The following is a 25,827-nucleotide window of genomic DNA, read 5'->3' on the forward strand; positions in this document are numbered from 1 at the left end:
TCGGGGGAATGCAGCATGCAAATGGGTGATACAGTATTTATGTTCTTCTGCGCACTACTCGTGTGGTTAATGACACCGGGTTTAGCTTTATTCTACGGAGGACTCGTGAGAAGTAAAAACGTGTTAAGCACAACCATGCACAGCTTAACGTCACTAGCGATCGTTTCAATCGTATGGATCGTATTCGGTTATTCCTTAGCTTTTGCACCAGGCAATGCATGGATTGGAGGATTAGACTGGGTGGGCCTGAAAGGCGTAGGCTTTGAGCCTGGTTCCTATAGTGAGACCATTCCACATTCATTGTTCATGATGTTTCAAATGACCTTTGCCGTCTTAACAACAGCCATCATCTCAGGGGCCTTTGCTGAACGGATTCGCTACTCAGCAGTCGTTGTATTTACACTCCTTTGGGTCACATTTGTATACGCTCCAGTCGCACACTGGGTATGGGGCGGCGGTTGGATTGGCGAGATGGGTGCGCTTGACTTCGCAGGCGGAAACGTGGTTCACATCTCATCCGGTGTTGCAGGTCTTGTCGTGGCAATTGTGCTCGGGAAGCGTAAAGAAGCAGCAAGCTCTTCTCCGCATAACTTGATCTACACCCTTCTTGGCGGAGCTGTCATCTGGTTTGGATGGTTTGGTTTTAACGTGGGTAGTGCTCTTACATTAGACAGCGTGGCCATGTATGCCTTTATTAACACCAATACAGCTGCTGCTGCAGGAATCATCGGCTGGCTGTTAGTAGAGTGGATGATCAACAAAAAACCGACCATGCTCGGCGCGATCTCTGGAGCCATCGCAGGTCTTGTCGCCATTACACCTGCCGCGGGCTTTGTTACACCGTTTGCTTCTATTATAATAGGAATCATTGGCGGGATCGTCTGTTTCTGGGGAGTCTTTTCACTCAAAGCCAAATTTGGCTATGATGACGCACTGGACGCATTCGGCCTTCACGGAATTGGCGGTACTTGGGGAGGAATTGCAACAGGACTTTTCGCCACAACTTCTGTCAATGACGGCGGAGCCAATGGCTTATTTTACGGAGATCCCAGCTTACTTTGGAAGCAAGTGGTCGCGATTGTTGCCACGTACGCTTTTGTTGCCGTTGTGACATACGTGATCATCAAAGTGGTCAATGTCTTCTTCAAAATTCGTGCAACCGAAGAAGAAGAATCAGTGGGTCTTGATTTAACCATGCACGGTGAAAAAGCTTATCAAGATTAAAGAAAAAGGGGTGTCTCTATGAGCAAAATGTATAAAGTGGAGATTGTCACACGTCCAGCTAATTTTGAAACATTAAAGGTGGAGCTTGGAAAGATTGGTGTCACCTCGATTACCTTTTCAAATGTACACGGCTGCGGCTTACAAAAGGGACATACAGAGCTATACCGCGGCGTCAAAAAAGAAAGCAACGTGTACGAACGATTAAAGATCGAAATCGTCCTAAGCAAAGTACCTGTCGAACAGGTCGTTGAAACAGCTCAAAAGGTACTTCGGACAGGCGAACCGGGGGATGGGAAAATTTTTATATATGAAATAGCGAATACAATCAACATTCGGACAGGTGAAGAAGGACCTGCCGCCCTATAGTGTATCCTCCGCCGAGTGGCGGAGGATCTTTTTAAGCAGAAAAAACCTCTGCATATTTATATACACAGAGGACCTTGTAAAACATTAAGATTGTTTTGTTTCTTCTGACTGACTGCTGTCTTTAGAAGAATCAGAAGACTTTTCTTGATCAGAGGATTTCCCCTTCTTATCAGACTTTTCTTCAGATTTTTCTTCAGCTGGCTCTTTGGCTTTATCTTCAGCAGCAGGTTCCTTCGTTTTTTCCTCAGTCTTTGGCTGAGCAGGTTCTTTTGCTTGTTCCGTCACTTCTTGCGCTGCTTTTTCAATTGTAGAAACAGGCTTGTCAATGAAGCTAAGCGGATTAAGCGCTAAACCTTCCATACGAATTTCAAAATGTACATGGTTGCCGCTTTCAGCACCATATAGATTTTTACCAGAAGCACCAATGACATCATTCTGCTTGACTTCATCGCCTTCTTTGACACTCACTTGTGACAACGATTGATAAACAGTCGATAATCCATCTTCATGTTCAATTTCAACAACGTGACCGAGGACTGGATCTTTTTTCGCTTGAACCACTGTTCCACTAAGAGCAGCTGTGACATCAAACACTTTGCCATCTTTATCTGCAAGATCAATACCTTTGCTCAAGGTATAGGTGTTATTATAGTTTACAAGTGCTGCTTCTTTTTCTTTTTGGTCAGCATCTGCTTCATAGAACTTTTTCACGACAGAAACATTATCAGAATTCTGGACCGGCATTGCGACATTTTCAATTGGCTTTCCAACTTCAACGGCATCATCGCGCTGTTCTTGCCCTGTTTGATTTCCATCAGATAGTTGGTCTTTTACATCTTTTGATACAGCTTGATACCAAAGAACGGCTGTTAACACGACCGCTGCGCTGACCAAGTAAATAGCAGGGAATACCCAGCGCTTACGGAAAAATTGCTGAACTTTTGTGATTTTGGAAGTACGTTTCTTTTCTTCCTCTCTCATTTTTCATCACCTCAGCAACATTCTGAACACTTTTCAAAAAATATATACACACGAAATCATTTTTCTTTTTATTTTGCGCAATCGCATCAATAATATGTATGATAAATGAAAAAAAGATGGGGGACTTAATTGTGAAAACTTTCAACCGTATAGCAACAGAAGATGACCTCAAAGCGATCGTTGATATCTACAATTCAACCATTGCTTCAAGAGAAGTGACCGCTGATACAGAACCAGTTTCTGTCGAGGACCGCCGGCAATGGTTTTTGAATCATTCCGAGAAAAGACCTCTCTATGTGAAAACAGATGAGGATGGAAATATCTACGGCTGGCTGAGCTTTGAAACGTTTTACGGAAGGCCTGCATACAACGGGACCGTTGAAATGAGTATCTATTTAAACCAAGACTATCGAGGAAAAGGCTTAGGATCACTTTTCTTGCAAGAAGCCATTGATTTAGCACCCTCATTAGGCATTCGAACGTTACTTGCCTTTATTTTCGGGCACAACGAAGCCAGCATTCGACTATTTAAAAAGCACGGCTTTGAGACATGGGGCCACCTGCCACGCATCGCAGAAATGGACGGCAGCAGATACGATTTAGATATCCTAGGAAAAGAATTATAAAACGAGCGTCTCCCTGAAAAAGAGACGCTTTTTTATGACGCATGTAACAGCTGTAAAAAAAGTGAAGTGAAGAGAGAAACAATTGAATCAATCAACATTCACTCTTCCTAAAGCACTACTTACTCAAGTATGATAAAGAGTGAATACATAAAGGAGTGAACACCATTGCAACAAACTGAGAAAATCATTCAATCTCTTCATTCAATCGTAAAGTGGGGAAAGGTTGGTAGTATCTTTCTCTATATTTCAGGCGGTCTGGCTATTCTTATTGGTTTTTGGCTTGTTCTTCCTGCAGCCCTTGGCGTCTTCCTCATTATGATGGGAATTCATGTACAAAAATCTGTAAAAGCAGCTGAACACTTGATTCAGGCTCCAGATGCTTCTTACGAAGAATTATTAGAACAGTACGCTAAGATGATGAAAATGCAAACACTGTTTGCCATTTCAAGTATTGCCGCAGTTATTCTTTCATTCATTGCTATCGTTTTGATACTTATACTAGGCGGGTTAGCCTTCCTTCAAGAAATTCCTTATGATGTCCAGCAGTATGAAGGTGATTACGAACAAGAACTCGGTGACTTTTATTAATGGAGAGGGGTATCAATAGTCATTCGATACCCCTCTTGTTTTTATCATTTGACTTGGATCATTCTCCTATGCTTGACATTCAGTCTTGATCATTTTAAAATACAAATCGTAACTATTACGAATTAAAGGAGGATCCTATTACTTATGCGCGTGAATATTACGTTGGCCTGTACTGAAACAGGTGACAGAAACTACATCACAACAAAAAATAAAAGAACGAATCCTGACCGATTGGAGTTAAAAAAATATTCTCCTCGATTAAAGAAATATACCCTTCATAGAGAAACAAAATAAATTTTTTATATTATAAATCGTAATGATTACTTTTTAAGTGAGGCGGAAAACAAAATGATCGTTTTCAAAAGGACAAAAACAAATGAATAAGCGTATACCTGTTACAGTATTAAGCGGCTTTTTAGGAGCAGGAAAAACAACGATATTAAATCATGTTCTTCAAAATCGCAAAGGATTAAAAGTGGCTGTAATCGTCAATGACATGAGCGAAATTAATATTGATGCAGAACTAGTCAAACAAGGCGGCAAGCTTTCTCGATCAGATGAGAAACTCGTTGAATTATCTAACGGCTGTATTTGCTGCACTTTGAGAGAAGACTTGTTAATCGAAGTAGAACGCCTTTGTAAGGCGGGTAATATTGATTATATTGTCATTGAATCAACCGGAATTAGTGAACCAATTCCCGTCGCTCAAACGTTTTCTTATATTGATGAAGAAATGGGTATAGATTTGACCCGCTTTTGCCGTCTAGATACGATGGTCACAGTAGTAGATGCAAATCGTTTCTGGACTGATTTCCAGTCAGGAGAGAGTTTATTAGATCGTAAAGAAGCGGTTTCCGATGACGACGAGCGAGAAATTTCCGATTTACTCATTGATCAAATTGAATTTTGTGACGTGCTTATTATCAATAAATGTGATCTAGTATCTCCCTCTGAATTAGATCGACTTGAGCATGTGCTGAACAAACTACAACCAGAAGCATCTATCATCAGAACCTCAAAAGGTATAGTACAGCCAGATGACATTTTGAATACTGGTTTATTCGACTTTGAAAAATCAAGTGCTTCTGCTGGGTGGATCAAAGAAATCAACGCAGGACATGTTCAGCATACACCGGAAACAGAGGAATACCAAATTTCATCTTTTGTTTACGAAAGAAGACTCCCTTTTCATACTGGCAGACTGAATGCTTGGTTAGATCAAATGCCTGAGCAGATCGTTCGTGCGAAAGGTTTTACTTGGCTTGCCACACATCATGATTTAACCATTTTAATTTCACAAGCTGGGAAATCTGTTGCGATTGAACCAATTGCATACTGGATTGCTGCTTTGCCTGAACAAGAAAAAGCACGGATATTAAATCAGGAACCAGAGCTTCTAGATGAGTGGGACGCAGAGTTTGGTGATCGCCATACAAAACTTGTGTTTATCGGTGTAGATTTACCTAAAGCAGAAATCATTCGTACTCTTGATCAATGCTTGCTTACACCTGAGGAATTTGATCAAGATTGGACTACATTTGAGGACCCCTTTCAATGGAAAATACAAAATTAGGCCAGGAGGGTTTTAATTGGCAAAGAAATCTAAGATTGCTAAAGAAAAAAAACGACAGCAGCTTGTATTGAAATATGCAGAATTAAGAAAAGAGTTAAAAGAAAAAGGTGACTATGAAGCTTTACGAAAATTACCTAGAGACTCTTCCCCTACCCGCTTAAAAAACCGCTGTGAATTAACGGGCCGTCCCAGAGGTTATTTACGAAAATTCAAAATGTCTAGGATTGCTTTTCGTGAGCTTGCCTATAAGGGTCATATCCCTGGAGTGAAAAAGTCGAGCTGGTAAAGAATGATTTGATCTTATCACAGCACTCGTAAAAGTAAAGCCGCACACAATGAGGGAAAATCTATTTTCCAATCTTATCTCAATCTTTTTGAGGTGCAAAATAGCAATTTAAAAACCAGCAGAGATTCTGCTGGTTTTTATAATGACTGAGTTCATAAGATAAAATGGCCTGTTTTCAAAAAAGGATTTTCAGCAACGATTATGACATTTTTTCTTCTTTTCAAAAATACATGATCATGATACTTTGTTGTCATTAACCACCGATGTATGACATCTCAACCTTTTTCTGATCTTTTTTCTGCTCTCTCTCGGCTGAATATTGGTCATGTCTATTCGACCATAATTCCTTTAACCTGTTCGTTAATTCTTCATTATCTTTTGTCGTACGAATCATCTGTTTCAGATCAAACCCCGATGAAGCAAACAGACATGTAAACAATTCCCCCCTTGCAGACAACCTTGCTCTGTTACATGTTCCACAAAAAGCATCTGAAACGGAAGAAATAATACCTATCTCTCCTGAACCATCTTTGTAAAAAAATCGTTTGGCTACTTCACCTGTATATTGAGGAGGTTCTGGTTTGATAGGATATGTTGAATCAATTAATTCAATTATTTCTTTCTTTGTCATGACATGTTCTAGATTCCATTTATTCGTATTACCGACATCCATAAATTCAATAAATCTGAGAACGTGTCCTTCTTTTTTGAAGTAAGCTGCCATTGGTAAGACATCCTGATCATTCACACCTTTTTGAACAACCATATTAATCTTGATAGCAAGTCCAGCCTTTTTTGCAGCCTCAATACCATCAAACACTTTTTGGATAGAAATATGCCTTCCGTTCATTTGCTTAAAACGGTCGGGATTTAATGAATCTAAACTAATGGTGACTCTATTGAGACCAGCTCTCTTCAACTGATCAGCATATAAAGGTAAAAGTGTTCCGTTGGTTGTCATCGCAATGTCTTCAATCCCTGGAATGTTTGCGAGCTTTTCTATTAAGACAGGCAGATCCTTCCGCATTAACGGTTCTCCGCCCGTGATGCGTATTTTTACCACACCTAAGTTCTTTACAAAAAGGGTAGCAAGTCGTTCAATTTCTTCGAAACTAAGCAGTTCTTCTTTTTTCAAGAAAGGATAATCCGGTCCAAAAATTTCAGCAGGCATACAGTACGTACATCTAAAGTTACAGCGATCAGTTACTGATATTCTTAAATCGCGCAATGGTCGATGTCTTTTATCTAAAATACTGACCATACTTTGCCTCCTATTCTGTAATACGATGAGGATGCGTGTAAATGTTAAAGGATTTTCCTCTGACGAATCCAACTGTCGTAATATTTAATTCTTCTGCCATTTTAAGCGCCAGCTCAGTAGGTGCTGATTTTGAAATGACGATAGACACTCCTAGTTTTGCTGCCTTCAATAGAACTTCTGACGATATCCGGCCGCTAAAAACAAGGATTTTATCTCTAAGTGGAATTCGCTGAAGTAAACAGTATCCATAAATTTTATCTAAAGCATTATGTCTTCCTATATCAGTTCTAGTGATGAATAGCTTCTCTGTGTCACACAGTCCAGCATTATGCACTCCGCCAGTATGTTGAAATAATTGGCTTTCTTCTTGCAAACACTTCATGAGATGCATACAGGTTTCAGCAGAAATACTGATTCGATCAATGGCTGTTTTTGCCGTCTTCACATCTTGAAGGAAATAAAAGTGTCTTCCTTTCCCGCAGCATGAACCAATCACTCGTTTTGTAAAATCTGATGAATCAAATCCACTTGAGTGAACTAAATCAACATAGGCAAAACCCATACTTTCATCTATTGTAAACCTTTTAATCTCTTTTTCAAATCGAATGACTCCTTCTGAAGCCAAAAAGCCGATAACCAATTCTTTCAAGTGCTCTGGTGAACAAACAAGGGTCACAAATTCTTCTCCATTTACCATCACAGTTAAAGGATATTCTTCTACAATTTCATCAGTTTTGCAGGTAAACTGGCCTTCATTGTATTGGTGTATAACTCGTTTCTTTTTAACAGAAGGATTCATTGTATGATCTTCCTTTCAATGCAAATTTAGTTATATGATCCAATCAAATTGTGATATTATTTTAAAAAGTCATAAAAATGTAACATATTTCTATCTTATCAAACTTCTTGACTGCTTTATATGGGGGGAACAAAATGAACAAATCGAAAAATCGCTGGCTCATCGCAGCAAGTGCTGTAGGAATTCATTTATCTATTGGGTCTGTTTATGCTTGGAGTGTTTTTACGAATCCTTTACATGAAGCCTTTCAGTGGTCATTAACAGAAATAAGTCTCACCTTCAGTATTGCTATTTTATTTTTAGGTTTATCTGCTGCTTTTATGGGACATTTCGTTGAAAGGTATGGTCCAAGGGCATCGGGGCTCTTCTCAGCTATTTTCTTCGGCATCGGAATGACTGGGTCAGGATTCGCTGTCCACATGTCATCACTGCCTCTCCTCTATTTATTTTATGGTGTACTCGCTGGAATAGGTTTAGGGGTAGGCTATATTGCACCTGTATCAACTCTAGTCAAATGGTTTCCGGATCGAAGAGGTCTTGCAACCGGCTTAGCCATTATGGGGTTTGGGTTTGCTTCTCTTATTTGCAGCCCAATTATTCAATATCTCATTGAAAAAGTGAATATCGCAAATACTTTTTATATTCTTGGAATCTCCTATTTTATCATCATGGTGATCTCATCTCTTTATTTATCACCACCAACACCTGATGACGTCAAACAATTTGATGTATTCAAAACAAAGAAAAGAAAAATCCCTCAAGATTTATCACAGCTTACAGCAAATGAAGCGATCAAAACAAGACGTTTTTATTATTTGTGGCTTATGCTTTTTATTAATATCACATGCGGAATCGCTATTATTTCAGTAGCGTCACCTCTTGCTCAAGAAAGTGTTGGGTTCACTGCAGGTGCTGCAGCTACTCTTGTGGGCATTTTAGGTGCTTTTAATGGTTTAGGACGCATTGGCTGGGCATCGTTTTCAGATTATATAGGAAGACCGAATACGTATACGATTTTTTTCAGTATCCAGCTCATTGCTTTTCCTTTACTCCCCTATTTAAAAGAACCGTTCATCTTTTCAATCGTCATGGCGATCATTTATACTTGCTATGGAGGAGGATTTGCTTCAATTCCAGCCTATATTGGGGATTTGTTTGGTACAAAGCAGCTTGGTGCCATACATGGTTATATTTTGACTGCTTGGGCCGCTGCGGGATTAGCAGGACCACTATTTTCATCCTTCATCCGAGATATAACAGGTAATTACACACAAAGCCTTATGGTGTTCTCTGGCTTATTTTTCATTGCTTTTATCATATCACTTCTGATTCGAAAGGATATTCAGCAGCTAAGAGAAAAAAACCTATCTGCTGCTTCCTCTGTCTCAGCCCGATCTTAATTTGAATTTGACAGAATCACAATCTAAAGGTAATTTTTAGATATGAAAACGCTTTACAAAGTATTAGGAGGGTGATGATCTCATGGGGAAAACAAAACATAAGGGGCCTGTTAAACTCAATAAAAAACCCTCACCAAAGCTATGGGCGTCTTTTGTACCAATGGGGCTTGGCAAAGTGAAACCGAAACACATTCGAGATACGATGAAAGTGGCTTGGGAGAACAAAGATAACCTTCCCTACGCGTATCGTATTTTAACGCAGGGTGTTTGTGACGGCTGTGCCCTTGGCGTCTCAGGACTGTATGATCAAACGCTCGCAGGACCTCATATATGCACCACAAGACTAAATGTGCTTCGTCTTAACACAATGCCAGCTATTGATCCAAAATGGTTTGAAGATATTCATCAGCTAAAGCAAATGGACAGCACCTCTCTTCGCAAGCTTGGGCGGATTCCTTATCCATTGATCCGAAAAAAAGGTGACAATGCCTTTACACGTATTTCTTGGGATGATGCACTAGATCAAATCGCAGCTAAAATCCAATCAATTGATAAACGGCAGCTTGCTTTCTATTTAACCGCCAGAGGAATTACAAATGAAGTTTATTATACGGCTGCAAAGGCTGCTCGATTTATAGGGACGAATCATATTGATAATGCTTCTCGCATTTGCCATTCACCAAGTAAAACCGCTCTTAAACGGTCCCTTGGCATCGGTGCTTCCAGCTGTAATTACAGTGATTGGATTGGAACGGATGTATTAATTTTTTGGGGATCTGTCGCAGCAAACAATCAGCCTGTTTCCACTAAATATATGTACGCTGCTAAAAAGAAGGGAACAAAAATTATCGTCATCAATCCGTATAAAGAGCCTGCTATGGAAAAGTATTGGGTTCCTTCTATTCCAGAGAGTGCTTTATTCGGTACAAAAATTGCAGATGATTTTTACCAAGTCAATATAGGCGGAGATATTGCGTTTATGAACGGCGTCATCAAGCATTGGTTTGACATGGAGCAGCATGCTCCCCATTCGGCTCTTGATCACGAATTTATTCAAAAACATACAACAGGCATACAGGATTTAAAGCAGCATGTCGCACAATTGAAGTGGGAGGACCTAGAAGCATCATCAGGTTTATCAAAAGAAAGAATGAAGGAATTTGCGACACTGCTTGCCAATGCTAATTCAGGCGTTTTTATTTGGAGTATGGGCCTTACTCAGCACCGCTTTGCAACTGATAATATATCACAGGTTGCCAACCTTGCCATGCTGCGCGGATTTATCGGCAGAAAACATTGTGGTGTCATGCCAATTCGGGGGCATAGCGGCGTCCAAGGTTCTGGTGAAATGGGCGCTGATCCATTCGTTTTGCCGGGTAGTGATTTTGATGAAGAGAATATTGAAAGAATCGAACGTATATGGGAGTTTGACATTCCTAAATGGCATGGTGACACCATTGGGCAATCCTTTGAAAAGATGGCTCTCCCAAAAGACCATCCACAAAAACTCAAAATGCTGTTTACGAGTGGCGGAAACTTTTTAGAAACGATGCCAAATCCGGAAGCGATCGAAAAAGCATTATCTGAACTTGAACTCCGTGTTCACCAAGATATTATTTTGAATACCTCTACGCTGGTAGACGCTGAAGAGGCGGTGATTGTGCTGCCTGCTATGACAAGGTATGAACAACCAGGCGGCGGCACATCAACCAGTACGGAACGCATGGTATATTTCAGTCCAGAAATTGAAGGACCTCGTATTGAGGAAGCCAGAGCGGAATGGGACATTTATGTTGATCTTGCGAAAAGAGTCCGGCCAGAAGATGCCGAGCTGATACATTTTGAAACAGCTGAAGACATTCGTCGTGAGATTGCGGTCGCCAACCGAAATTATGATGGCATCCAGCATTTACATCACAAGGGAGACGTTTTTCAATGGGGAGGCGCATGGCTTTGTGAAGATGGCGTGTGTCCAACACCAGACGGCAAGGGACATCTTCTTCCTGCCCAGCTGCCTCAATATCGAAAAACCGAAGGACATTTCAATATCACGACAAGAAGAGGAAAGCAATTCAACTCCATGATCTACAGTGAAAAGGATGCCTTTAATGGTGGAAAACGTCATTCTATCCTAATGAATGAAGAAGATGCAAAAGAGCTTTACGTCCAAGAAGGTGATCCAGTTGTTCTCTTTAATCAATATGGATCCTATCAAGGAGTGGCTCAATTCGGAGAGTTGAGACGCGGCAATATCGCAGTTTATTGGCCGGAAGGGAACGTTTTAATTCCTAAAGGTGTGTATGAGAGCTACTCACAGATTCCCGAGTATAATACGGCTGCTATATTAGAAAAAGCCGAAACCTTCCATGCAAGAAAGGATCAGCATTATGTGGAGAAACGAATTGATGAATTAGAAACGACTTTGAATTAATCGTCAACTTAAAAACAGCTGGGGTTGTTTTCCCCAGCTGCCATTCATTCTCTACCGACCAAAAGCGCTCGCTTCCTGTTGAAGAATATGGTTCAATTCTTCGGCATTTGCAGCCGGTTGATATTGTCCTCCACCCGCTTTTGCAACAGATTTAAGACTTTTTGCTTCCTTTTCATTCACATCGAAGCCAATGATATTGACGATTGTATCTATTCCGTCTTCATGTAATTCCTTTGCTGCTTGTGAAGGGCTTCCACCACAAGTTTCTTCACCATCACTGACAACATAGACAATATTTTTCCCTTCAGCTTGGTGATCTTCAAAATCTTGTTTCGTATCCGTTAATGCTTTTGCAAGTGGTGTCCAGCCAGTTGGCTTATACACATTCAGTGCTTGCTGAAAGGTTGATGGCTCATATGCTCCAAATCCGTAAACAGCTTCAGAACTTGAACAAGAAACAGCTTTCCCTGCATTTTTATTGGTTCCTTCATGACCAAACACACGAAGCAGAACTTGTGTATCTTCTGATAAAATGCTCGCAAAGCTTTGAATAGACCGTTTGGCGATTTCAATTTTCTTTTCACCTTCAACTGATTGTGCCATGCTCCCGCTTAAATCGAGTAATATCACCACATGCGCAGGCGGCTCCTGTTTTGTTACAGCATGAGCTGGTGAAGAAAGAAGCAGGACAAGACTAGCCAAAATGGTTAATACGATGTTTTTTTTCATCAATAAAAACCTCCCTTTTTTACTTTTGTACAGAAAAAGAGAAACGAAAGCATGAATCAATCGTTTCCCTTTTGTTCAGCAAGTTATTCGTGTAGTTTTAATGATTCTGCTGAAAAGATAGAACCCATTTCTTTACCAGTGCTTGCTTGGTAGTAATGGCCTTTACCAGCTTTGGCTACTTGCTTCAATTGACCTTCATAGCCATCGTTAAAGTCTAATCCGATCACATTTACAACAGTTGATCCTTTTGAGTTATGCAATTCTTTTGCTACTTTTACTGGATCTCCGCCACAAGTTTCCTCACCATCAGTGATTAAGTACACAATATGCTTTGTTCCTGCAGTAAGCTGCTCATCCGCTTGCTTTGCATTTTCTAGTGCACGTGCAATCGGTGTCCAGCCAGTTGGCCCAAGTCCGTTTAAAGAGTTTTCGAAGCTGTCCTTTTCATAAGGCTGTACGCCGTAAACGCCTCTAATGACTTCACATGATTGAGCTTTACCTGAATTTTTGTTGTTTCCTTCAGAACCAAACAAGCTCATACGAATTTTAGCGTCTTTTGGAAGTGACTGAGCAAATTTAAATACCTCTTGTTTAGCGAGATCAAATTTGCGCTCTCCCTCTACTTTTCTTGCCATGCTTCCGCTTGCATCAAGTAAGATTGTCACTCTTACATCTTTATTATGTTTTTTGACTGTAGATGCTTCTGCAAATACTGGTGAAGAGATTGACATAGATAATGTCAATACAGCTAAGGTTACGAGTGAGAATACTTTTTTCAACATAATTTTCCTTCCTCCTTATGTATTTGATTGAAACATCTTAATCGTAAATTATTCTGTCTTGGAATGGTATAGGACTCGGTCCCTTTTTCTCTTTCATCAAAATCACTAAAATTCTGTCAGATGTCTAGATATTTTCACCTAACACACCCATTATTCTCTCGTTTTCTCTGTCTTTCGAGGGACTTTGTATCAGCCATCAGTTCTTGTCAGGACATAAATGTTTAAGATTTCCTGGTCTGCGTCTTAAGTCGCGATTTGACACATTCTGTTCAAATCTCTTTGAACACAAAAAAAAATGCCTCATTTCTGAGGCACCTTTGCTTTATTTTTTAGCCATATACGTGTTGAGAAAACGATCGGCTGATTCGATTTGAATTCCTTTATAATAATGCTTCACGATGGCATCTACTTTTTTGCCTGCCTGCGCCATATAATGCGCACCATATTGACTCATGCCTACACCATGACCATATCCTTTTGTTGTAATGACAATCTGCTGGCCCTGGCGTTCCCATGTGAAGTCCGCTGAATGAAGGCCTAGTGATTCTCGAATGTCTCGGCCTGACATTGTTTTACCGTTGATCACGGCTTTCGCTACCTGATTTCCTGGTGTCCGTTCTAAAATCTGTCCGACCTGAGCCTGCTGAGTGAGCGTCACACCTAATTTTTGCTGAAATTCACTGACCGAGATGGTTTTCTTATTTTGAAATTTTGGCGATTTTTCGTCCCATTTACTTGAGACACTTTTCAAATAAGGGATTTCGTTTTTCCAATAGGCTTCGGCATTTTCCGTTTTTCCGTTACTTGTTGAAAAGAATGAAGCATCAATTGGTTTCTCGTCATAAGTCAGCACTTTTCCTTGTGTGCTGGCGACAGCTTCCGTGACCTTTTTTAATTTCCAATTGTACGCTTTCCCCCAAATTTTCTTGAGTTCCTGTTTGTTTTTGTAAACTTGGAACATTTGGGTATCATCTACAAGAGAGCCCTTAGGTGATTTGACAGTCTTATCACTGATCATTTGTCTGACGATATACGTTCTTGCTGCGAGCGCCTGTGCCTTGAGTGCTTCCATTTCAAAATCAGCTGGCATTTCAGATGCGACGACACCGATCACATACTCTTCTAAGGGGATGTTTTCTACCTGCTGATGAGCTGAGCGATAGACGGGGATAGCGACGGGTGATTGCTTCAATTTGACTGAACCCTTGACTTCTTTTTTAACTGATGGTTCTGCTGCTACGTGCTGGCTGGCCGCCGGCTTCCCTTGGAACGTCGGCAACACAAGTAATGTTGGAATCATTAAAATGATGATGCATATTCCTGCGATTGTCCATATCATTGGTTTCATATTTGGCTGCCCCCATTTGTCATTGAATCTCTTTTATCCTATGGGCAGGGACAAGCTAATATGACAGCTTCTTTCATTTAGTGGACAAGTCTTTTATGAAGTTATGTGCCTGTTCTTAGAATGGATTTTACTGTTCGTCTGTATGAATAAAATTTAAGATGGTTGGATACACTAATGATAAGCTTCGTGAAATGAGGCATTCTATGATTCTAAAAAAAAATCAGCATGCCCCAATGGACACACTGATTTCTTTCATGATTAAGCGTTCAGATCTGATACAACTTGTTCTTGTGTCACATCTGCTGATTCATCGTTTACTCTTTCAATATCTGCACCGATTGCTGCAAGCTTTTGGTGGAAGTTCACATAACCACGGTCAATATGCTTCAACTCAGTGACACGTGTATGACCTTCTGCCACTAATCCAGCAAGTACAAGTGCTGCTCCTGCTCTTAAATCAGTCGCTGCCACTTCAGCACCTTGAAGTTGAACCGGCCCATTGATAATGACAGAGCGACCCTCAATTTTAATATCGCCATTCATGCGGCGGAATTCTTCAGCATGCATAAAGCGGTTTTCAAACACCGTTTCTGTGATCATGCTTGTTCCGTTCGCACGAAGCAATAGCGCCATCATCTGAGATTGCATATCCGTTGGGAACCCAGGATGCGGCATTGTTTTTAGATCGATTGGCTTGAGCTCAGATGGTCCAATGACTCTTAAACCTTCTTCTTCTTCAATGATCTGAATACCCATTTCTTCCATTTTTGCCACAAGTGATGTCATGTGCTCTGGCACTGCGCCTTTTACAAGAACATTTCCTTCTGTAATGGCTGCTGCCACCATGAAAGTACCTGCTTCAATTCTGTCAGGGATGATGTTGTGTTTTGCACCGTGAAGTGTTTCCACACCTTCGATTTTGATTGTACCAGTACCAGCACCGCGAACCTTACCGCCCATGGCATTGATGTAGTTTGCTAAATCAACAATTTCAGGTTCTTTTGCTACGTTTTCTAAAATCGTTGTTCCTTCAGCTAATGCTGCTGCCATGATGATGTTTTCAGTTGCCCCTACACTTGGGAAATCCAAATAGATTTTTGCACCTTTTAAACGGCCTTTTACTTCAGCCTCGATGAAACCATTACCTACTTGAATTTTAGCTCCCATTGCTTCAAAGCCTTTTAAATGCTGATCAATTGGTCTTGAACCAATCGCACAGCCTCCAGGTAATGCAACTCTTGCATGACCTGTTCTTGCTAAAAGTGGTCCCATGACAAGCACGGATGCTCGCATTTTACGGACATACTCAAACGGAGCCTCAGTTTCTAGTGCATGAGATGCATCAACTGATACTTCGTTATTTTCAAAATGTACTTCTGCTCCTAAATGACGTAACACTTCATTGATTGTATATACATCGGAGAGCGTAGGTACATCACAAATTACGCTTTTTTCTGTACTTGCTAACAAAGATGCAGCGATAACTGGTAAAACGGCATTTTTTGCGCCTTCTACTTTAACTGTGCCGTTTAACTTTTGACCGCCGCGGACGATGATTTTTTCCAAGGTCTTCCCCTCCGCGTCCCAAATTCTCTATATTAATATTCAGTCGTTACGATTGGTGTGCCAACCGTAATCGTATGATTTTCGTTCATTTCCGAACTTCTGATGGCAATTTGAACATTCATTTTATCATTTGAAGTCATAATGAACTGTTCCCACTTATCTGTGTAAGCGGAAAGCGACACAAAATTAGACTCAACGAGATACTCAACTGGTTTTGCTTGAAATTCATTTGCTAACATTTCAGCTTTTTTTTGCAAAACAACATCCATCATACCATTTACATGACCATCGAGACAAGTAAAAATTACAATTTTCTCTTGTAATATGCTTTTTGCATGACGTACGAACTGATCATATGTATGCTCCCAGGTATTCAGTGGGCGAGCACCTTTTTGCTCATATAATAAATACGACTTTTGATTGGATTTTGTGGCGGTCTTCACGAGTAAAATTTTCGATTCTGTATCATTTTTTTCATCTTTGTAAATTCCTGTGACTTTGGTGACATGTTGTTCTTTTTTTTCGGTCCACTCATACTGTCGTAGTTCGTCTTTCAAACGTTTCACTTTTTTTGAAAATTGTTCGGATGTAATATCTACATTTGTCTTGGCATGAAGGGTCCATCCATCGACTTCAATTTGCTGGTTTTTTAGACCTTCTGCTATTTGAGCGAGCGGGGAAGATTCTTCCGCACGAACACCTTGAATCATCAGAACAAAAAAAAGAATAAACGCAAATAATGGCCAACCTTTCAAATACTTTCTCACTTGTCATTCCCCCTTGCTACAAGTGTTGCCGCAAGGAGGTCAATGCATACGTGGAAAAGTCAACAAAAGGCGAGCCTTTTGACCCTTCTTTTTACGTTCCCGCAGAAGGCTGTGACCAAACCTTTTATGTTAGAACATATAAGGAATTTGTCTCGAGAAATTTAAGTAATCAAGGAAGAAATTGCTGACTGCAGATGCGATAGCAATGGTAATGAGCATCAGCAGCAGCCTTGCTTGAACGATTTTCCCTTTTTTAATGAGTGGATCAATATTTACAGCAAGCAGTGCCCACCATGTAACCGCGATGAAAAATAGGTGGATCACAATGCCCACGATTGCTTGTTGTCCTACGTCTTCCATACAGTTGAATCCTCCTTTTATTTATTTCTGTAAAGGAAAACTCCCTTTCATTATATCCTCGAAAATCGGAAAGATGAATCATTTGGAAAAAAGAGCTACATTTAGTGTGAATCCCCTCTTATCCTGATGCCAAGGAGATGATATACTGCGTGTGGAAGGAGCTGAACACATTGAAAGATTCTTTTCCTGACTTTGTTGATTTGTACGGAGAATTGGTTCCCTCATTTGATCATGAATGGGAGGCCATTGCTTTCTACTTTGATTATAGACAGACACAGCTAGAAGAATTAGCACAATTGTGTCATTTTCATAACATTTCTTTGGATTACTCTGAGGAAAGCTTGTATCAATTAGAATCACTATACTTTGATGCATTGACCAAGCAGCTGTTCGCTGAGTGGAAAATGCCGATAGATGCATTAGAAGCGATGATGAGTGTGTATATAGGAGAGGTTGTCATCCGTCATCATTCAGATGCTGACTGGGTGGTGCGGCCTTATATGGATTCTCCGCACAAATATACGCTTGGCTTACGCAGAAATAATAAAACATGGCATTGTAGTACGCAATTTTGCGAGCACTTATATCTAGAAAAGCAAGCATCTCATCCTTATGTGTCGATGTATCAATCTCTCATGTCATCCTAAAAAAAATCCTTCTTATCACAGTGATAAGAAGGATTTTCTGTTTTATTTCCCTGCTACATTTAAACGGTTTAACGCCCGTTTTAATGCGAGTTCCGCCCGGCGTACATCACTTTCATTCGGGTGGTTCAAATGCTCTTCAGCACGCTGCTTCGCTGATTTAGCACGATCGACATCAACTTTATCTGATGTTTCAGCGGCCTGAGCAAGAATCGTTACTTGTTCAGGGCGGACTTCAACAAATCCGCCACTTACTGCAACCAATTCAGTTGATCCACTATGTTTTAAGCGAACTGCACCGATTTTTAGCGGAGCAACCATTGGAACGTGGCCAGCTAAAATACCAAGCTCACCGCTTTCTGCTCTTACACTGACCATTTCCACATCCGCTTGATACACTGGGCCGTCGGGAGTAACGATATTGACTTGAACGGTCTTCATGCTTTTACCCTCCTAAGGACCAGATTAGGCCTCTACACCCATCTCTTTGGCTTTTTCAATCACTTCTTCAATGCGTCCAACTAAGCGGAATGCATCTTCTGGAAGGTGATCGTATTTACCAGACAAGATTTCCTTGAAGCCTTTAACAGTTTCTTTCAATGGCACATAAGAACCCTTTTGGCCAGTGAACTGTTCTGCTACGTGGAAGTTTTGAGATAGGAAGAATTGAATACGACGCGCTCTGTGTACCACAAGCTTATCGTCCTCAGATAATTCATCCATACCTAAAATGGCAATAATATCTTGAAGCTCTTTATAACGCTGCAATGTTTGCTGCACTTCACGCGCAATCGCATAATGCTCTTCACCAACGATCTCAGGTGCAAGTGCACGAGATGTTGAAGCAAGAGGATCAACCGCTGGGTAAATACCCATTTCAGTCAGCTTACGCTCAAGGTTTGTCGTTGCATCAAGGTGAGCGAACGTCGTTGCAGGGGCTGGATCTGTATAGTCATCCGCAGGTACATAGATCGCTTGAATCGATGTAACCGATCCTACGTTTGTAGACGTGATACGCTCTTGCAGCTGACCCATCTCTGTTGCAAGTGTCGGCTGATAACCTACCGCTGAAGGCATACGTCCAAGAAGGGCTGATACTTCAGAACCTGCTTGTGTAAAGCGATAGATATTATCGATGAAGAACAATACGTCTTGACCTTGTTCATCACGGAAATGCTCTGCCATTGTCAAACCAGTTAGGGCAACACGCATACGTGCACCTGGCGGCTCGTTCATTTGACCAAAGACCATGGCTGTTTTTTCGATAACGCCAGAATCTTTCATTTCGTAGTAAAGGTCGTTTCCTTCACGTGTACGCTCTCCAACACCAGCGAATACAGAAATACCGCCGTGTTCTTGTGCGATGTTGTTGATCAATTCTTGAATCAGAACGGTTTTACCTACACCAGCTCCACCGAATAGACCGATCTTTCCACCTTTGATGTAAGGAGCAAGCAGGTCAACAACTTTGATACCTGTTTCAAGAATTTCAACTTCTGTAGAAAGTTGATCAAAAGAAGGCGCTTGTCTGTGGATTGGATCTCTTTGAGCTTCCACACCAAGTGGCTCATCTAAGTCAATGTTATCCCCCAGTACGTTGAAAACACGTCCAAGTGTTACGTTACCAACTGGTACTGAAATTGGTTTTCCAAGGTCTACAGCTTCCATACCGCGCTTCACACCGTCTGTTGATGCCATTGCGATGGTTCTCACTGTATCGTCACCTAAATGTAGTGCTACTTCTAAAGTTAAGTCGATATCAACTTCACTTTCGCTTTCCGCTTTATGCGAAACTTTGATCGCATTATAAATCTCAGGCAAGTGACCGTCTTCAAAACGAACGTCTACGACTGGTCCCATGATCTGACTGATGCGTCCTGTTTTCATTGCATTCCCTCCTGACAATTATTTCTATTCTAAGGCAGCTGCTCCGCCGACAATTTCTGTAATCTCTTGTGTAATCGCTGCTTGACGAGCACGGTTGTAAGAGAGTGTCAGGCTGTCGATCAATTCTTTTGCGTTGTCTGTTGCACTCTTCATTGCTGTCATTCTTGCAGCATGTTCACTTGCTTTGCTGTCAAGAAGCGCACCGAAAATCAAACTCTCTGCATATTGAGGAAGGAGAACTTCAAGAATTTCTTCTTCAGAAGGCTCAAACTCATAAGATGCGGAACGTTTATTTGGTGTCGCTGCGGCCGAAAGGTCCGTTAGCGGCAATAATTTCTTCTCTGTTACTTCTTGTGAAATCGCACTGACAAAGTGGTTGTAGAACATATAAAGTTCGTCAAACGCTTCATCAGAGAACATTTGAACTGTACTGCTTGCTAATTCTTTAATATCAGCAAACGCTACTTCGTCTCCAAGCCCTGTTACTTCAGAAATAACTGGAATACCACGCTTTTTGAAGAAGTCGCGTCCGATTTTACCAATGACAATCACCGCATATTCATCAGCGGATTGATGACGAGATTGAATGGTTTGGTAAGCGGCACGCAAAATCGAGCTGTTAAAAGGTCCTGCAAGCCCTCGATCAGATGTAATAACGAGATACCCTGTTTTTTTGACAGGTCTTGAAAGAAGCATTGGGTGCTTAGCACTTGTTCCAGTTGCAATTGCAGCAACCACTTCCTGGATTTTCTCCATGTAAGGAACAAAAGACTTCGCATTGTTTTCAGCACGATTCAGTTTCGCAGCTGATACCATTTGCATCGCTTTTGTGATCTGACTCGATTTTTTCGTTGACGTGATCCTTGACTTTATATCGCGTAATGAGGCCAAAGATTTCACCACCTTTTTTCAGGAATCCGTGTTCATTTACGTGAAAAGAGAGAAAAAGAGAATCTTTTTCTCTCGGAAAGATTACTAATTAGTTGCTTGGTGCAAACGTACGTTTAAAGCCTTCGATTGCTGTCTTCCACTCTTCATCAGCAGGCATATTTCCTGTTTGAGAGATCGTGTCAAACAAGCCTTTATGGTTTTCTTCAATATACAAGAATAACTCAGCTTCAAAACGTTTAACATCAGCAATGGCAACATCGTCTAAGTATCCTCTTGTTAGTGCGTAAAGAATCGCTACTTGTTTTTCAACTTTAAGCGGTTTGTTCAAGTCTTGTTTTAAGACTTCAACTGTTCTTGCACCACGGTTTAATTTCGCTTGAGTGGCTTGGTCTAGATCAGATCCAAATTGAGCGAATGCTTCAAGCTCACGATAAGAAGCAAGATCCAGACGAAGTGTACCTGCTACCTTTTTCATCGCTTTGATTTGTGCAGAACCACCTACACGGGATACAGACAATCCTGCGTTTACTGCTGGACGTACGCCTGAGAAAAAGAGGTCAGATTGTAAGAAGATCTGTCCATCTGTGATTGAAATAACGTTTGTTGGGATATATGCAGAGATATCGCCAGCTTGCGTTTCTACGAAAGGCAATGCTGTGATAGAACCGCCACCCTTTGCGTCACTAAGCTTCGCTGCACGTTCTAATAAACGAGAGTGAAGATAGAAAACATCACCAGGGAATGCCTCACGACCTGGAGGACGACGAAGCAATAATGAAAGCTCACGGTAAGCTGCCGCTTGTTTAGAAAGGTCATCATAGACAACAAGTACGTGCTTGCCGTTATACATGAATTCCTCACCCATCGTTACACCTGCATAAGGAGCAAGGTAAAGAAGTGGAGCTGGCTGTGATGCAGAAGCTGTGACAACGATTGTGTAGTCAAGCGCACCATGCTTACGAAGTGTTTCAACAACACCACGAACCGTTGATTCTTTTTGTCCGATCGCTACATAAATACAGATCATGTCTTGATCTTTTTGGTTTAGAATCGTATCGATTGCAACAGATGTTTTACCTGTTTGACGGTCACCAATGATCAATTCACGCTGTCCGCGGCCGATTGGAATCAAGGCATCAATTGCTTTAATTCCTGTTTGAAGCGGCTCATGTACAGATTTACGATCCATAACGCCTGGTGCTTCACTTTCGATTGGACGTGTTTTGCTTGTTAAGATTGGACCTAGTCCATCAACAGGCTGACCAAGCGGGTTCACAATACGTCCGATTAACTCTTCACCTACTGGAACCTCCATGATACGACCTGTACGTTTTACGTCATCACCTTCGCGGATATCTTTGTAAGGTCCTAAAATAACGATACCTACGTTAGACTCCTCAAGGTTTTGAGCCATACCCATTACACCGTTAGAGAACTCAACCAGCTCTCCTGCCATAATGTTGTCAAGGCCATGTACACGCGCGATACCGTCCCCTACTTGAATGACTGTACCGACATCTTTTACTTCAATTTCTGATTGATAGTTTTGGATTTGCTGCTTTATCAGCGCGCTAATCTCTTCAGCTTTGATACTCACTAAGGTTTCACCCCTTCTAACGATTTTCGCCTGCAAGCTGACGTTCAATGCGGGAAAGCTTTCCGCTGACACTGCCGTCATAAATGCGGTTTCCGATACGGATTTTCACTCCGCCTATTAGATCCTTGTCAATCACATTTTCAACACGTAGTGATGTGACTCCGGCTTTTTTGGCAAATACTTCAGATAAAGATTGAATTTCAGCACCGCTCAGCGGTTTCACTGAATACACGACCGCATCGTCTATTTGTTTCGTGCGGTTTGCAAGTTTCACAAACTCCGACGTCATTTCAGAGAAAATATTCGTGCGTCCGCGGTCAATCAGTAAATACATTGTGTGCAATACATAAGTAGAAACACCTTTGAAAGCTTCTGCAATCAACTGTTTCTTTTTGTCTGCAGTAATCTTTGGATGAACAAGGAAGTCATTGAGTTCTTGATCAGCCTTTAGAACTTTTTTGATCTCATTCAGCTCTTTTTCAGTTTCGTCTACTGCCGAAGAAGCAAGAACGATGTCAAAAAGAGCAGAAGCGTAACGCTTAGAGACAATAGTTACGCTCATCGGCTTTCGCCTGCCTCTTTAAGGTACTCTTGAATCAATTTCTCTTGTGCCTGCTCATCAAGTTCTTTTTCAATCACTTTAGATGCAATCAGCACAGATAGTGATGCAACCTGCTCACGCAGTGCAGCCACAGCTTGTTCTTTTTCTTTCACGATTTCAGTTCTAGCAGACTCTTTCAAGCGCTCTGATTCTTGACGTGCTGCTTGAATGATCTCTTCTTTTTGCTTCTCACCAATCTTTTTCGCATTTTCGATGAGTGTATGTGATTCTTCGCGTGCTTCTTTCAATAAGACACGTTGTTCTTCAAGAAGCTTTTCAGCTTGAACGTGCTTTTCTTCAGCACTTGAAATTTCATTTCCTATATAATCTTCACGCTGTTTCATAATCCCTAATAAAGGCTTAAGCGCAAATTTCTTTAAAAGTGCAAGCAAGATGAGCATAGCGATAAGCTGGAATAACATATCACCGGCGTTGAAGCTTAAGCCCCCTGCTCCTAAAACCACTGGTAACTGAGACATTTAGTACGGCAACTCCCTTCTTTAAATAATATGTTAAGAAACAAAACATAAAGGAATGGCGAAGTTTCGAACTAATCTGATCTTCGCCATTAAAATTCATATTAGAACGCTTCTCACATATTAACCAAAGAATGCCAAGAATGCGATAACGACAGCGATAATTGGAAGTGCCTCAACTAAAGCGACCCCGATGAACATAAGTGTTCTTAGTTCTCTACCAGCTTCTGGCTGACGAGCGATTCCTTCAACTGTTTTAGATACGATTAGACCGTTACCAATACCTGCTCCTAGTGCTCCTAAACCGATTGCAATTGCTGCTGCTATTAAATTCATTAAAAAGCTCCTCCTTTAAAATAACGTCCTTTTTGGACTCTCAATTTTTTAGTGTTCGTCGCTGACTTTATGGGAAATGTACACCATTGTCAGCATGGTGAAGATAAATGCCTGGATTGTTCCGACAAACAAACTGAATGCCTGCCATACAATCATCGGCACGATGGCACCTAATGTACCAACGATACCAAGCGCAATATTTTGCGTGTAGAAATTGGTCGCAAGTCCTGCAAGTAACCCAAGAAGAATCTCTCCAGCGAAAATATTTCCGTAAAGACGCAAACCAAGTGTTAGCGTGTTTGCAAATTCTTCAATGATTTTCAGCGGCACTAAATATGGGATTGGCTTGAAGAAGTCTTTCGTATATTCCTTGACTCCTTTTGCCTTGACACCGTAGAAGTGTGTAAGTCCCATGACCATAATTGCTAGTGTCATTGTGATTGCAGGATCAGCAGTTGGTGATTTCCACCACAAGTTGTGATCGACCGTAATCGAGAACGGCAGTCCAAGCATGTTTGAAACAAATATGTACATGAGTAATGTAACGCCAAGCGCTAGAAATGGGGCTCCTGTTTTCATGTCCATCGAACTACCTATGATATTTCGAACAAAATCAACGATCCATTCCATGAAGTTCTGCGCCTTAGTCGGACGAATAGACAGAACACGAGTAGTCAGCACCGCTATGAGAAGAACGATGATACTAGCAATCGTAATCATGAGAACATTGGATAAGTTGAACGTTAACCCTAAAAATTCTGTAGTTTTTGAACTGTGACCCAAAGAGTATTCACCTCTCTTCCATAGTAGAACGTTTAAGTTGAATGAAGGAATCTATCATAATGACAGGATATATTGTCATTAATCCTATAACAACACCTGCCAGATGAACTTCATTAGGGTAACGCCAAGCAATCGCTACTGCGAGAATCGCGTTGGCCCACCTGGCTGTACTTCCCATTGAACGAATGGATTTTCCTTTTTTAACCGCTCGATCAAAAGCGTGCATTCTCCGTATAAGTAGGAATAAATTAAAGAAAGCAAAAATTGTGCCGATAATGAAACCAAGAAACAGTGGTTTAAAACCAGGCATGGCATAGCCAAACACAAAAATTGCCAATAGATAGAACATGTATTTACTCTGTCTGCGGAAAATCGCGTTTGGATCGTTCATTCATCTGACTCCCGATGAAAAGTATTGTAAAAAAGGTGATAAATGGTGATGAAAACTGCGTAGAAGACGCTTATGATAAGCCGTCCTATTCGAAAAAAATCAATCACCCATCGGTCTAATTGCACAATCAGACTTGAAATCTTTAGATCTATGGGATGCTGCTTCATTCGTTGATACAAACCCTGATTATTAAAGGGTTCACAATGAGGATTAGTAGAGTGCTATAGGCTATGAAAACCTTACCATAATACCCTCGTTTAGCATACAATAGCGTCTATGATGTGTCAATCGGTTGAAAGTTAAAAAACTTTTCTATAGTGATAGAGCACACAAAATGTTCACAATTTCATCAAACTTTAGGAGAGATGTGACAATCATTGAAATAAACAGCCAATGTTCAGTATACATTGATTTTTCTAAGAACGGTATCAACCGTTTGTCATATATTTCAAAAAGCCCACATGCACGTTTGCATGTGGGCTTTTATTAAGACTTTCTTATTTCGTTCCGTACATACGGTCACCAGCATCACCAAGACCTGGGATGATGTAACCTTTTTCGTTTAGTTTCTCATCTAATGCTGCAATGTAGATATCAACATCTGGATGATGCTTTTGCATTTCCTCTACACCTTCAGGGGCAGCAATCAGACACATAAAGCGAATGTTTTTCGCACCGCGTTTTTTCAAGCTGTTTAACGCTTCGACTGCTGAGCCGCCAGTTGCAAGCATTGGGTCTACTACGATAAATTCACGTTCTTCCACATCAGATGGAAGCTTCACATAATATTCAACAGGCTTTAATGTTTTCGGATCACGGTATAAACCAACATGTCCCACTTTAGCAGCTGGAATGAGTTTCAAAATCCCGTCTACCATTCCAAGACCTGCTCTTAAAATTGGCACAACACCGAGTTTCTTCCCTGAGATCACGTTTGATTTCGCTACTTGTACAGGTGTTTCTACATCTACCTCTTCAAGCGGTAAATCTCTTGTGATTTCAAATGCCATTAATGTTGCAACTTCATCCACTAGCTCTCTAAATTCTTTAGTTCCTGTATGAACGTCACGAATATATGTAAGTTTGTGCTGAATAAGCGGGTGATCAAATACATAAACCTTTGCCATTGCTTGC

Annotated in this window: 29 protein-coding genes; 10 read left to right on the forward strand and 19 right to left on the reverse strand. The window is 40.9% G+C overall.

The features are described from left to right. Nucleotides 1-15 precede the first annotated feature (15 nt). A complete protein-coding gene (locus NSU13_RS16840; protein WP_034281208.1) occupies nt 16-1,224 on the forward strand; it encodes an ammonium transporter in 1,209 nt (402 codons plus the stop codon). An 18-nt stretch (nt 1,225-1,242) separates the two neighbouring features. Then, a complete protein-coding gene (locus NSU13_RS16845; protein ID WP_034281209.1) occupies nt 1,243-1,590 on the forward strand; it encodes a P-II family nitrogen regulator in 348 nt (115 codons plus the stop codon). A gap of 84 nt (nt 1,591-1,674) precedes the next feature. On the opposite strand, the gene NSU13_RS16850 is transcribed toward NSU13_RS16845, so the two are convergent. After that, complete coding sequence (locus tag NSU13_RS16850; protein ID WP_342489653.1) at nt 1,675-2,571, reverse strand: peptidoglycan DD-metalloendopeptidase family protein; 897 nt, start codon at nt 2,569-2,571, stop codon at nt 1,675-1,677. Between the two features lie 116 nt (nt 2,572-2,687). On the opposite strand from NSU13_RS16850, the gene NSU13_RS16855 reads away from it, so the two are divergent. From NSU13_RS16855 to rpsN, 5 genes are all read left to right on the forward strand, one after another. Continuing rightward, entirely contained in the window at nt 2,688-3,197 is a 510-nt protein-coding gene (locus NSU13_RS16855) for a GNAT family N-acetyltransferase (RefSeq protein WP_029706351.1), read from the forward strand. A gap of 165 nt (nt 3,198-3,362) precedes the next feature. Further along, on the forward strand, nt 3,363-3,785 hold the full coding sequence (locus NSU13_RS16860) for a DUF5362 family protein (RefSeq protein ID WP_070326111.1): 423 nt from the start codon (nt 3,363-3,365) through the stop codon (nt 3,783-3,785). Between the two features lie 144 nt (nt 3,786-3,929). Beyond that, nucleotides 3,930-4,079, forward strand: a complete 150-nt coding sequence (gene rpmG, locus NSU13_RS16865; RefSeq protein WP_024423713.1) for a 50S ribosomal protein L33 — start codon at nt 3,930-3,932, stop codon at nt 4,077-4,079. An 82-nt stretch (nt 4,080-4,161) separates the two neighbouring features. Then, on the forward strand, nt 4,162-5,358 hold the full coding sequence (locus tag NSU13_RS16870; RefSeq protein WP_342489654.1) for a GTP-binding protein: 1,197 nt from the start codon (nt 4,162-4,164) through the stop codon (nt 5,356-5,358). Nucleotides 5,359-5,374: 16 nt separating this feature from the next. Next, nucleotides 5,375-5,644, forward strand: coding sequence for a 30S ribosomal protein S14 (gene rpsN / locus NSU13_RS16875; protein WP_025093900.1), 270 nt, complete (start codon nt 5,375-5,377; stop codon nt 5,642-5,644). A 253-nt stretch (nt 5,645-5,897) separates the two neighbouring features. Here the strand turns inward: rpsN and moaA are convergent, their stop codons facing one another. After that, a complete protein-coding gene (gene moaA / locus NSU13_RS16880; protein ID WP_029707486.1) occupies nt 5,898-6,905 on the reverse strand; it encodes a GTP 3',8-cyclase MoaA in 1,008 nt (335 codons plus the stop codon). A gap of 10 nt (nt 6,906-6,915) precedes the next feature. After that, the gene (fdhD, locus tag NSU13_RS16885) at nt 6,916-7,704 is read right to left on the reverse strand and encodes a formate dehydrogenase accessory sulfurtransferase FdhD (RefSeq protein WP_034281213.1); all 789 of its coding nucleotides are present in this window, start codon (nt 7,702-7,704) and stop codon (nt 6,916-6,918) included. A 134-nt stretch (nt 7,705-7,838) separates the two neighbouring features. On the opposite strand from fdhD, the gene NSU13_RS16890 reads away from it, so the two are divergent. Together NSU13_RS16890 and NSU13_RS16895 are read left to right on the forward strand one after the other, a co-directional pair. Continuing rightward, nucleotides 7,839-9,104, forward strand: coding sequence for an OFA family MFS transporter (locus NSU13_RS16890; protein ID WP_046312982.1), 1,266 nt, complete (start codon nt 7,839-7,841; stop codon nt 9,102-9,104). A gap of 82 nt (nt 9,105-9,186) precedes the next feature. Next, on the forward strand, nt 9,187-11,535 hold the full coding sequence (locus NSU13_RS16895; protein WP_342489655.1) for an FdhF/YdeP family oxidoreductase: 2,349 nt from the start codon (nt 9,187-9,189) through the stop codon (nt 11,533-11,535). A 51-nt stretch (nt 11,536-11,586) separates the two neighbouring features. Here the strand turns inward: NSU13_RS16895 and NSU13_RS16900 are convergent, their stop codons facing one another. The 6 genes from NSU13_RS16900 to NSU13_RS16925 form a co-directional block, all read right to left on the reverse strand. After that, complete coding sequence (locus NSU13_RS16900) at nt 11,587-12,264, reverse strand: VWA domain-containing protein (protein WP_070326115.1); 678 nt, start codon at nt 12,262-12,264, stop codon at nt 11,587-11,589. 83 nt (nt 12,265-12,347) lie between these two features. Next, the gene (locus tag NSU13_RS16905; RefSeq protein ID WP_065214878.1) at nt 12,348-13,046 is read right to left on the reverse strand and encodes a VWA domain-containing protein; all 699 of its coding nucleotides are present in this window, start codon (nt 13,044-13,046) and stop codon (nt 12,348-12,350) included. Between the two features lie 322 nt (nt 13,047-13,368). Next, entirely contained in the window at nt 13,369-14,394 is a 1,026-nt protein-coding gene (gene spoIID, locus NSU13_RS16910; protein ID WP_342489656.1) for a stage II sporulation protein D, read from the reverse strand. Nucleotides 14,395-14,652: 258 nt separating this feature from the next. After that, nucleotides 14,653-15,960: a UDP-N-acetylglucosamine 1-carboxyvinyltransferase gene (gene murA, locus NSU13_RS16915; protein ID WP_024423722.1), complete on the reverse strand. Its 1,308-nt coding sequence runs from the start codon at nt 15,958-15,960 to the stop codon at nt 14,653-14,655. Nucleotides 15,961-15,992: 32 nt separating this feature from the next. Continuing rightward, nucleotides 15,993-16,727, reverse strand: a complete 735-nt coding sequence (locus NSU13_RS16920) for a YwmB family TATA-box binding protein (protein WP_342489657.1) — start codon at nt 16,725-16,727, stop codon at nt 15,993-15,995. Between the two features lie 129 nt (nt 16,728-16,856). Beyond that, nucleotides 16,857-17,087, reverse strand: coding sequence for a DUF1146 family protein (locus tag NSU13_RS16925; RefSeq protein WP_342489658.1), 231 nt, complete (start codon nt 17,085-17,087; stop codon nt 16,857-16,859). 170 nt (nt 17,088-17,257) lie between these two features. Here NSU13_RS16925 and NSU13_RS16930 point away from each other — a divergent pair, with 170 nt between their 5' ends. Then, nucleotides 17,258-17,734, forward strand: a complete 477-nt coding sequence (locus NSU13_RS16930; protein WP_024426339.1) for a hypothetical protein — start codon at nt 17,258-17,260, stop codon at nt 17,732-17,734. A gap of 42 nt (nt 17,735-17,776) precedes the next feature. On the opposite strand, the gene NSU13_RS16935 is transcribed toward NSU13_RS16930, so the two are convergent. The 10 genes from NSU13_RS16935 to upp all read right to left on the reverse strand — a co-directional run bounded on the left by NSU13_RS16935 (nt 17,777) and on the right by upp (nt 25,820). Beyond that, a complete protein-coding gene (locus NSU13_RS16935) occupies nt 17,777-18,172 on the reverse strand; it encodes a F0F1 ATP synthase subunit epsilon (protein ID WP_003214592.1) in 396 nt (131 codons plus the stop codon). Between the two features lie 24 nt (nt 18,173-18,196). Next, a complete protein-coding gene (atpD, locus tag NSU13_RS16940; RefSeq protein WP_024423726.1) occupies nt 18,197-19,618 on the reverse strand; it encodes a F0F1 ATP synthase subunit beta in 1,422 nt (473 codons plus the stop codon). Nucleotides 19,619-19,642: 24 nt separating this feature from the next. Then, on the reverse strand, nt 19,643-20,509 hold the full coding sequence (locus NSU13_RS16945; protein ID WP_024423727.1) for a F0F1 ATP synthase subunit gamma: 867 nt from the start codon (nt 20,507-20,509) through the stop codon (nt 19,643-19,645). Nucleotides 20,510-20,597: 88 nt separating this feature from the next. Then, complete coding sequence (gene atpA / locus NSU13_RS16950) at nt 20,598-22,106, reverse strand: F0F1 ATP synthase subunit alpha (RefSeq protein WP_034281219.1); 1,509 nt, start codon at nt 22,104-22,106, stop codon at nt 20,598-20,600. A gap of 16 nt (nt 22,107-22,122) precedes the next feature. Next, nucleotides 22,123-22,668 carry a F0F1 ATP synthase subunit delta gene (locus NSU13_RS16955; protein ID WP_024426340.1) on the reverse strand — a complete coding sequence of 182 codons (546 nt, stop codon included), beginning with the start codon at nt 22,666-22,668 and terminating at the stop codon, nt 22,123-22,125. Then, nucleotides 22,665-23,186, reverse strand: a complete 522-nt coding sequence (gene atpF, locus NSU13_RS16960) for a F0F1 ATP synthase subunit B (RefSeq protein ID WP_034281220.1) — start codon at nt 23,184-23,186, stop codon at nt 22,665-22,667. The genes NSU13_RS16955 and atpF overlap by 4 nt, the downstream gene beginning before the upstream one ends. 120 nt (nt 23,187-23,306) lie before the next feature. Continuing rightward, complete coding sequence (atpE, locus tag NSU13_RS16965; RefSeq protein ID WP_003214968.1) at nt 23,307-23,519, reverse strand: F0F1 ATP synthase subunit C; 213 nt, start codon at nt 23,517-23,519, stop codon at nt 23,307-23,309. A 48-nt stretch (nt 23,520-23,567) separates the two neighbouring features. Beyond that, nucleotides 23,568-24,302 (reverse strand): F0F1 ATP synthase subunit A, encoded by a 735-nt coding sequence (atpB, locus tag NSU13_RS16970; protein ID WP_024423730.1) that lies wholly within the window; start codon nt 24,300-24,302, stop codon nt 23,568-23,570. 7 nt (nt 24,303-24,309) lie between these two features. Beyond that, nucleotides 24,310-24,693 (reverse strand): ATP synthase subunit I, encoded by a 384-nt coding sequence (locus tag NSU13_RS16975; RefSeq protein WP_024423731.1) that lies wholly within the window; start codon nt 24,691-24,693, stop codon nt 24,310-24,312. Nucleotides 24,694-25,190: 497 nt separating this feature from the next. Next, entirely contained in the window at nt 25,191-25,820 is a 630-nt protein-coding gene (upp, locus tag NSU13_RS16980; protein ID WP_003214553.1) for a uracil phosphoribosyltransferase, read from the reverse strand. Nucleotides 25,821-25,827: the final 7 nt, after the last annotated feature.

The organism is Bacillus sp. FSL M8-0049 (assembly GCF_038593355.1).
Classification (GTDB): domain Bacteria; phylum Bacillota; class Bacilli; order Bacillales; family Bacillaceae; genus Bacillus; species Bacillus safensis.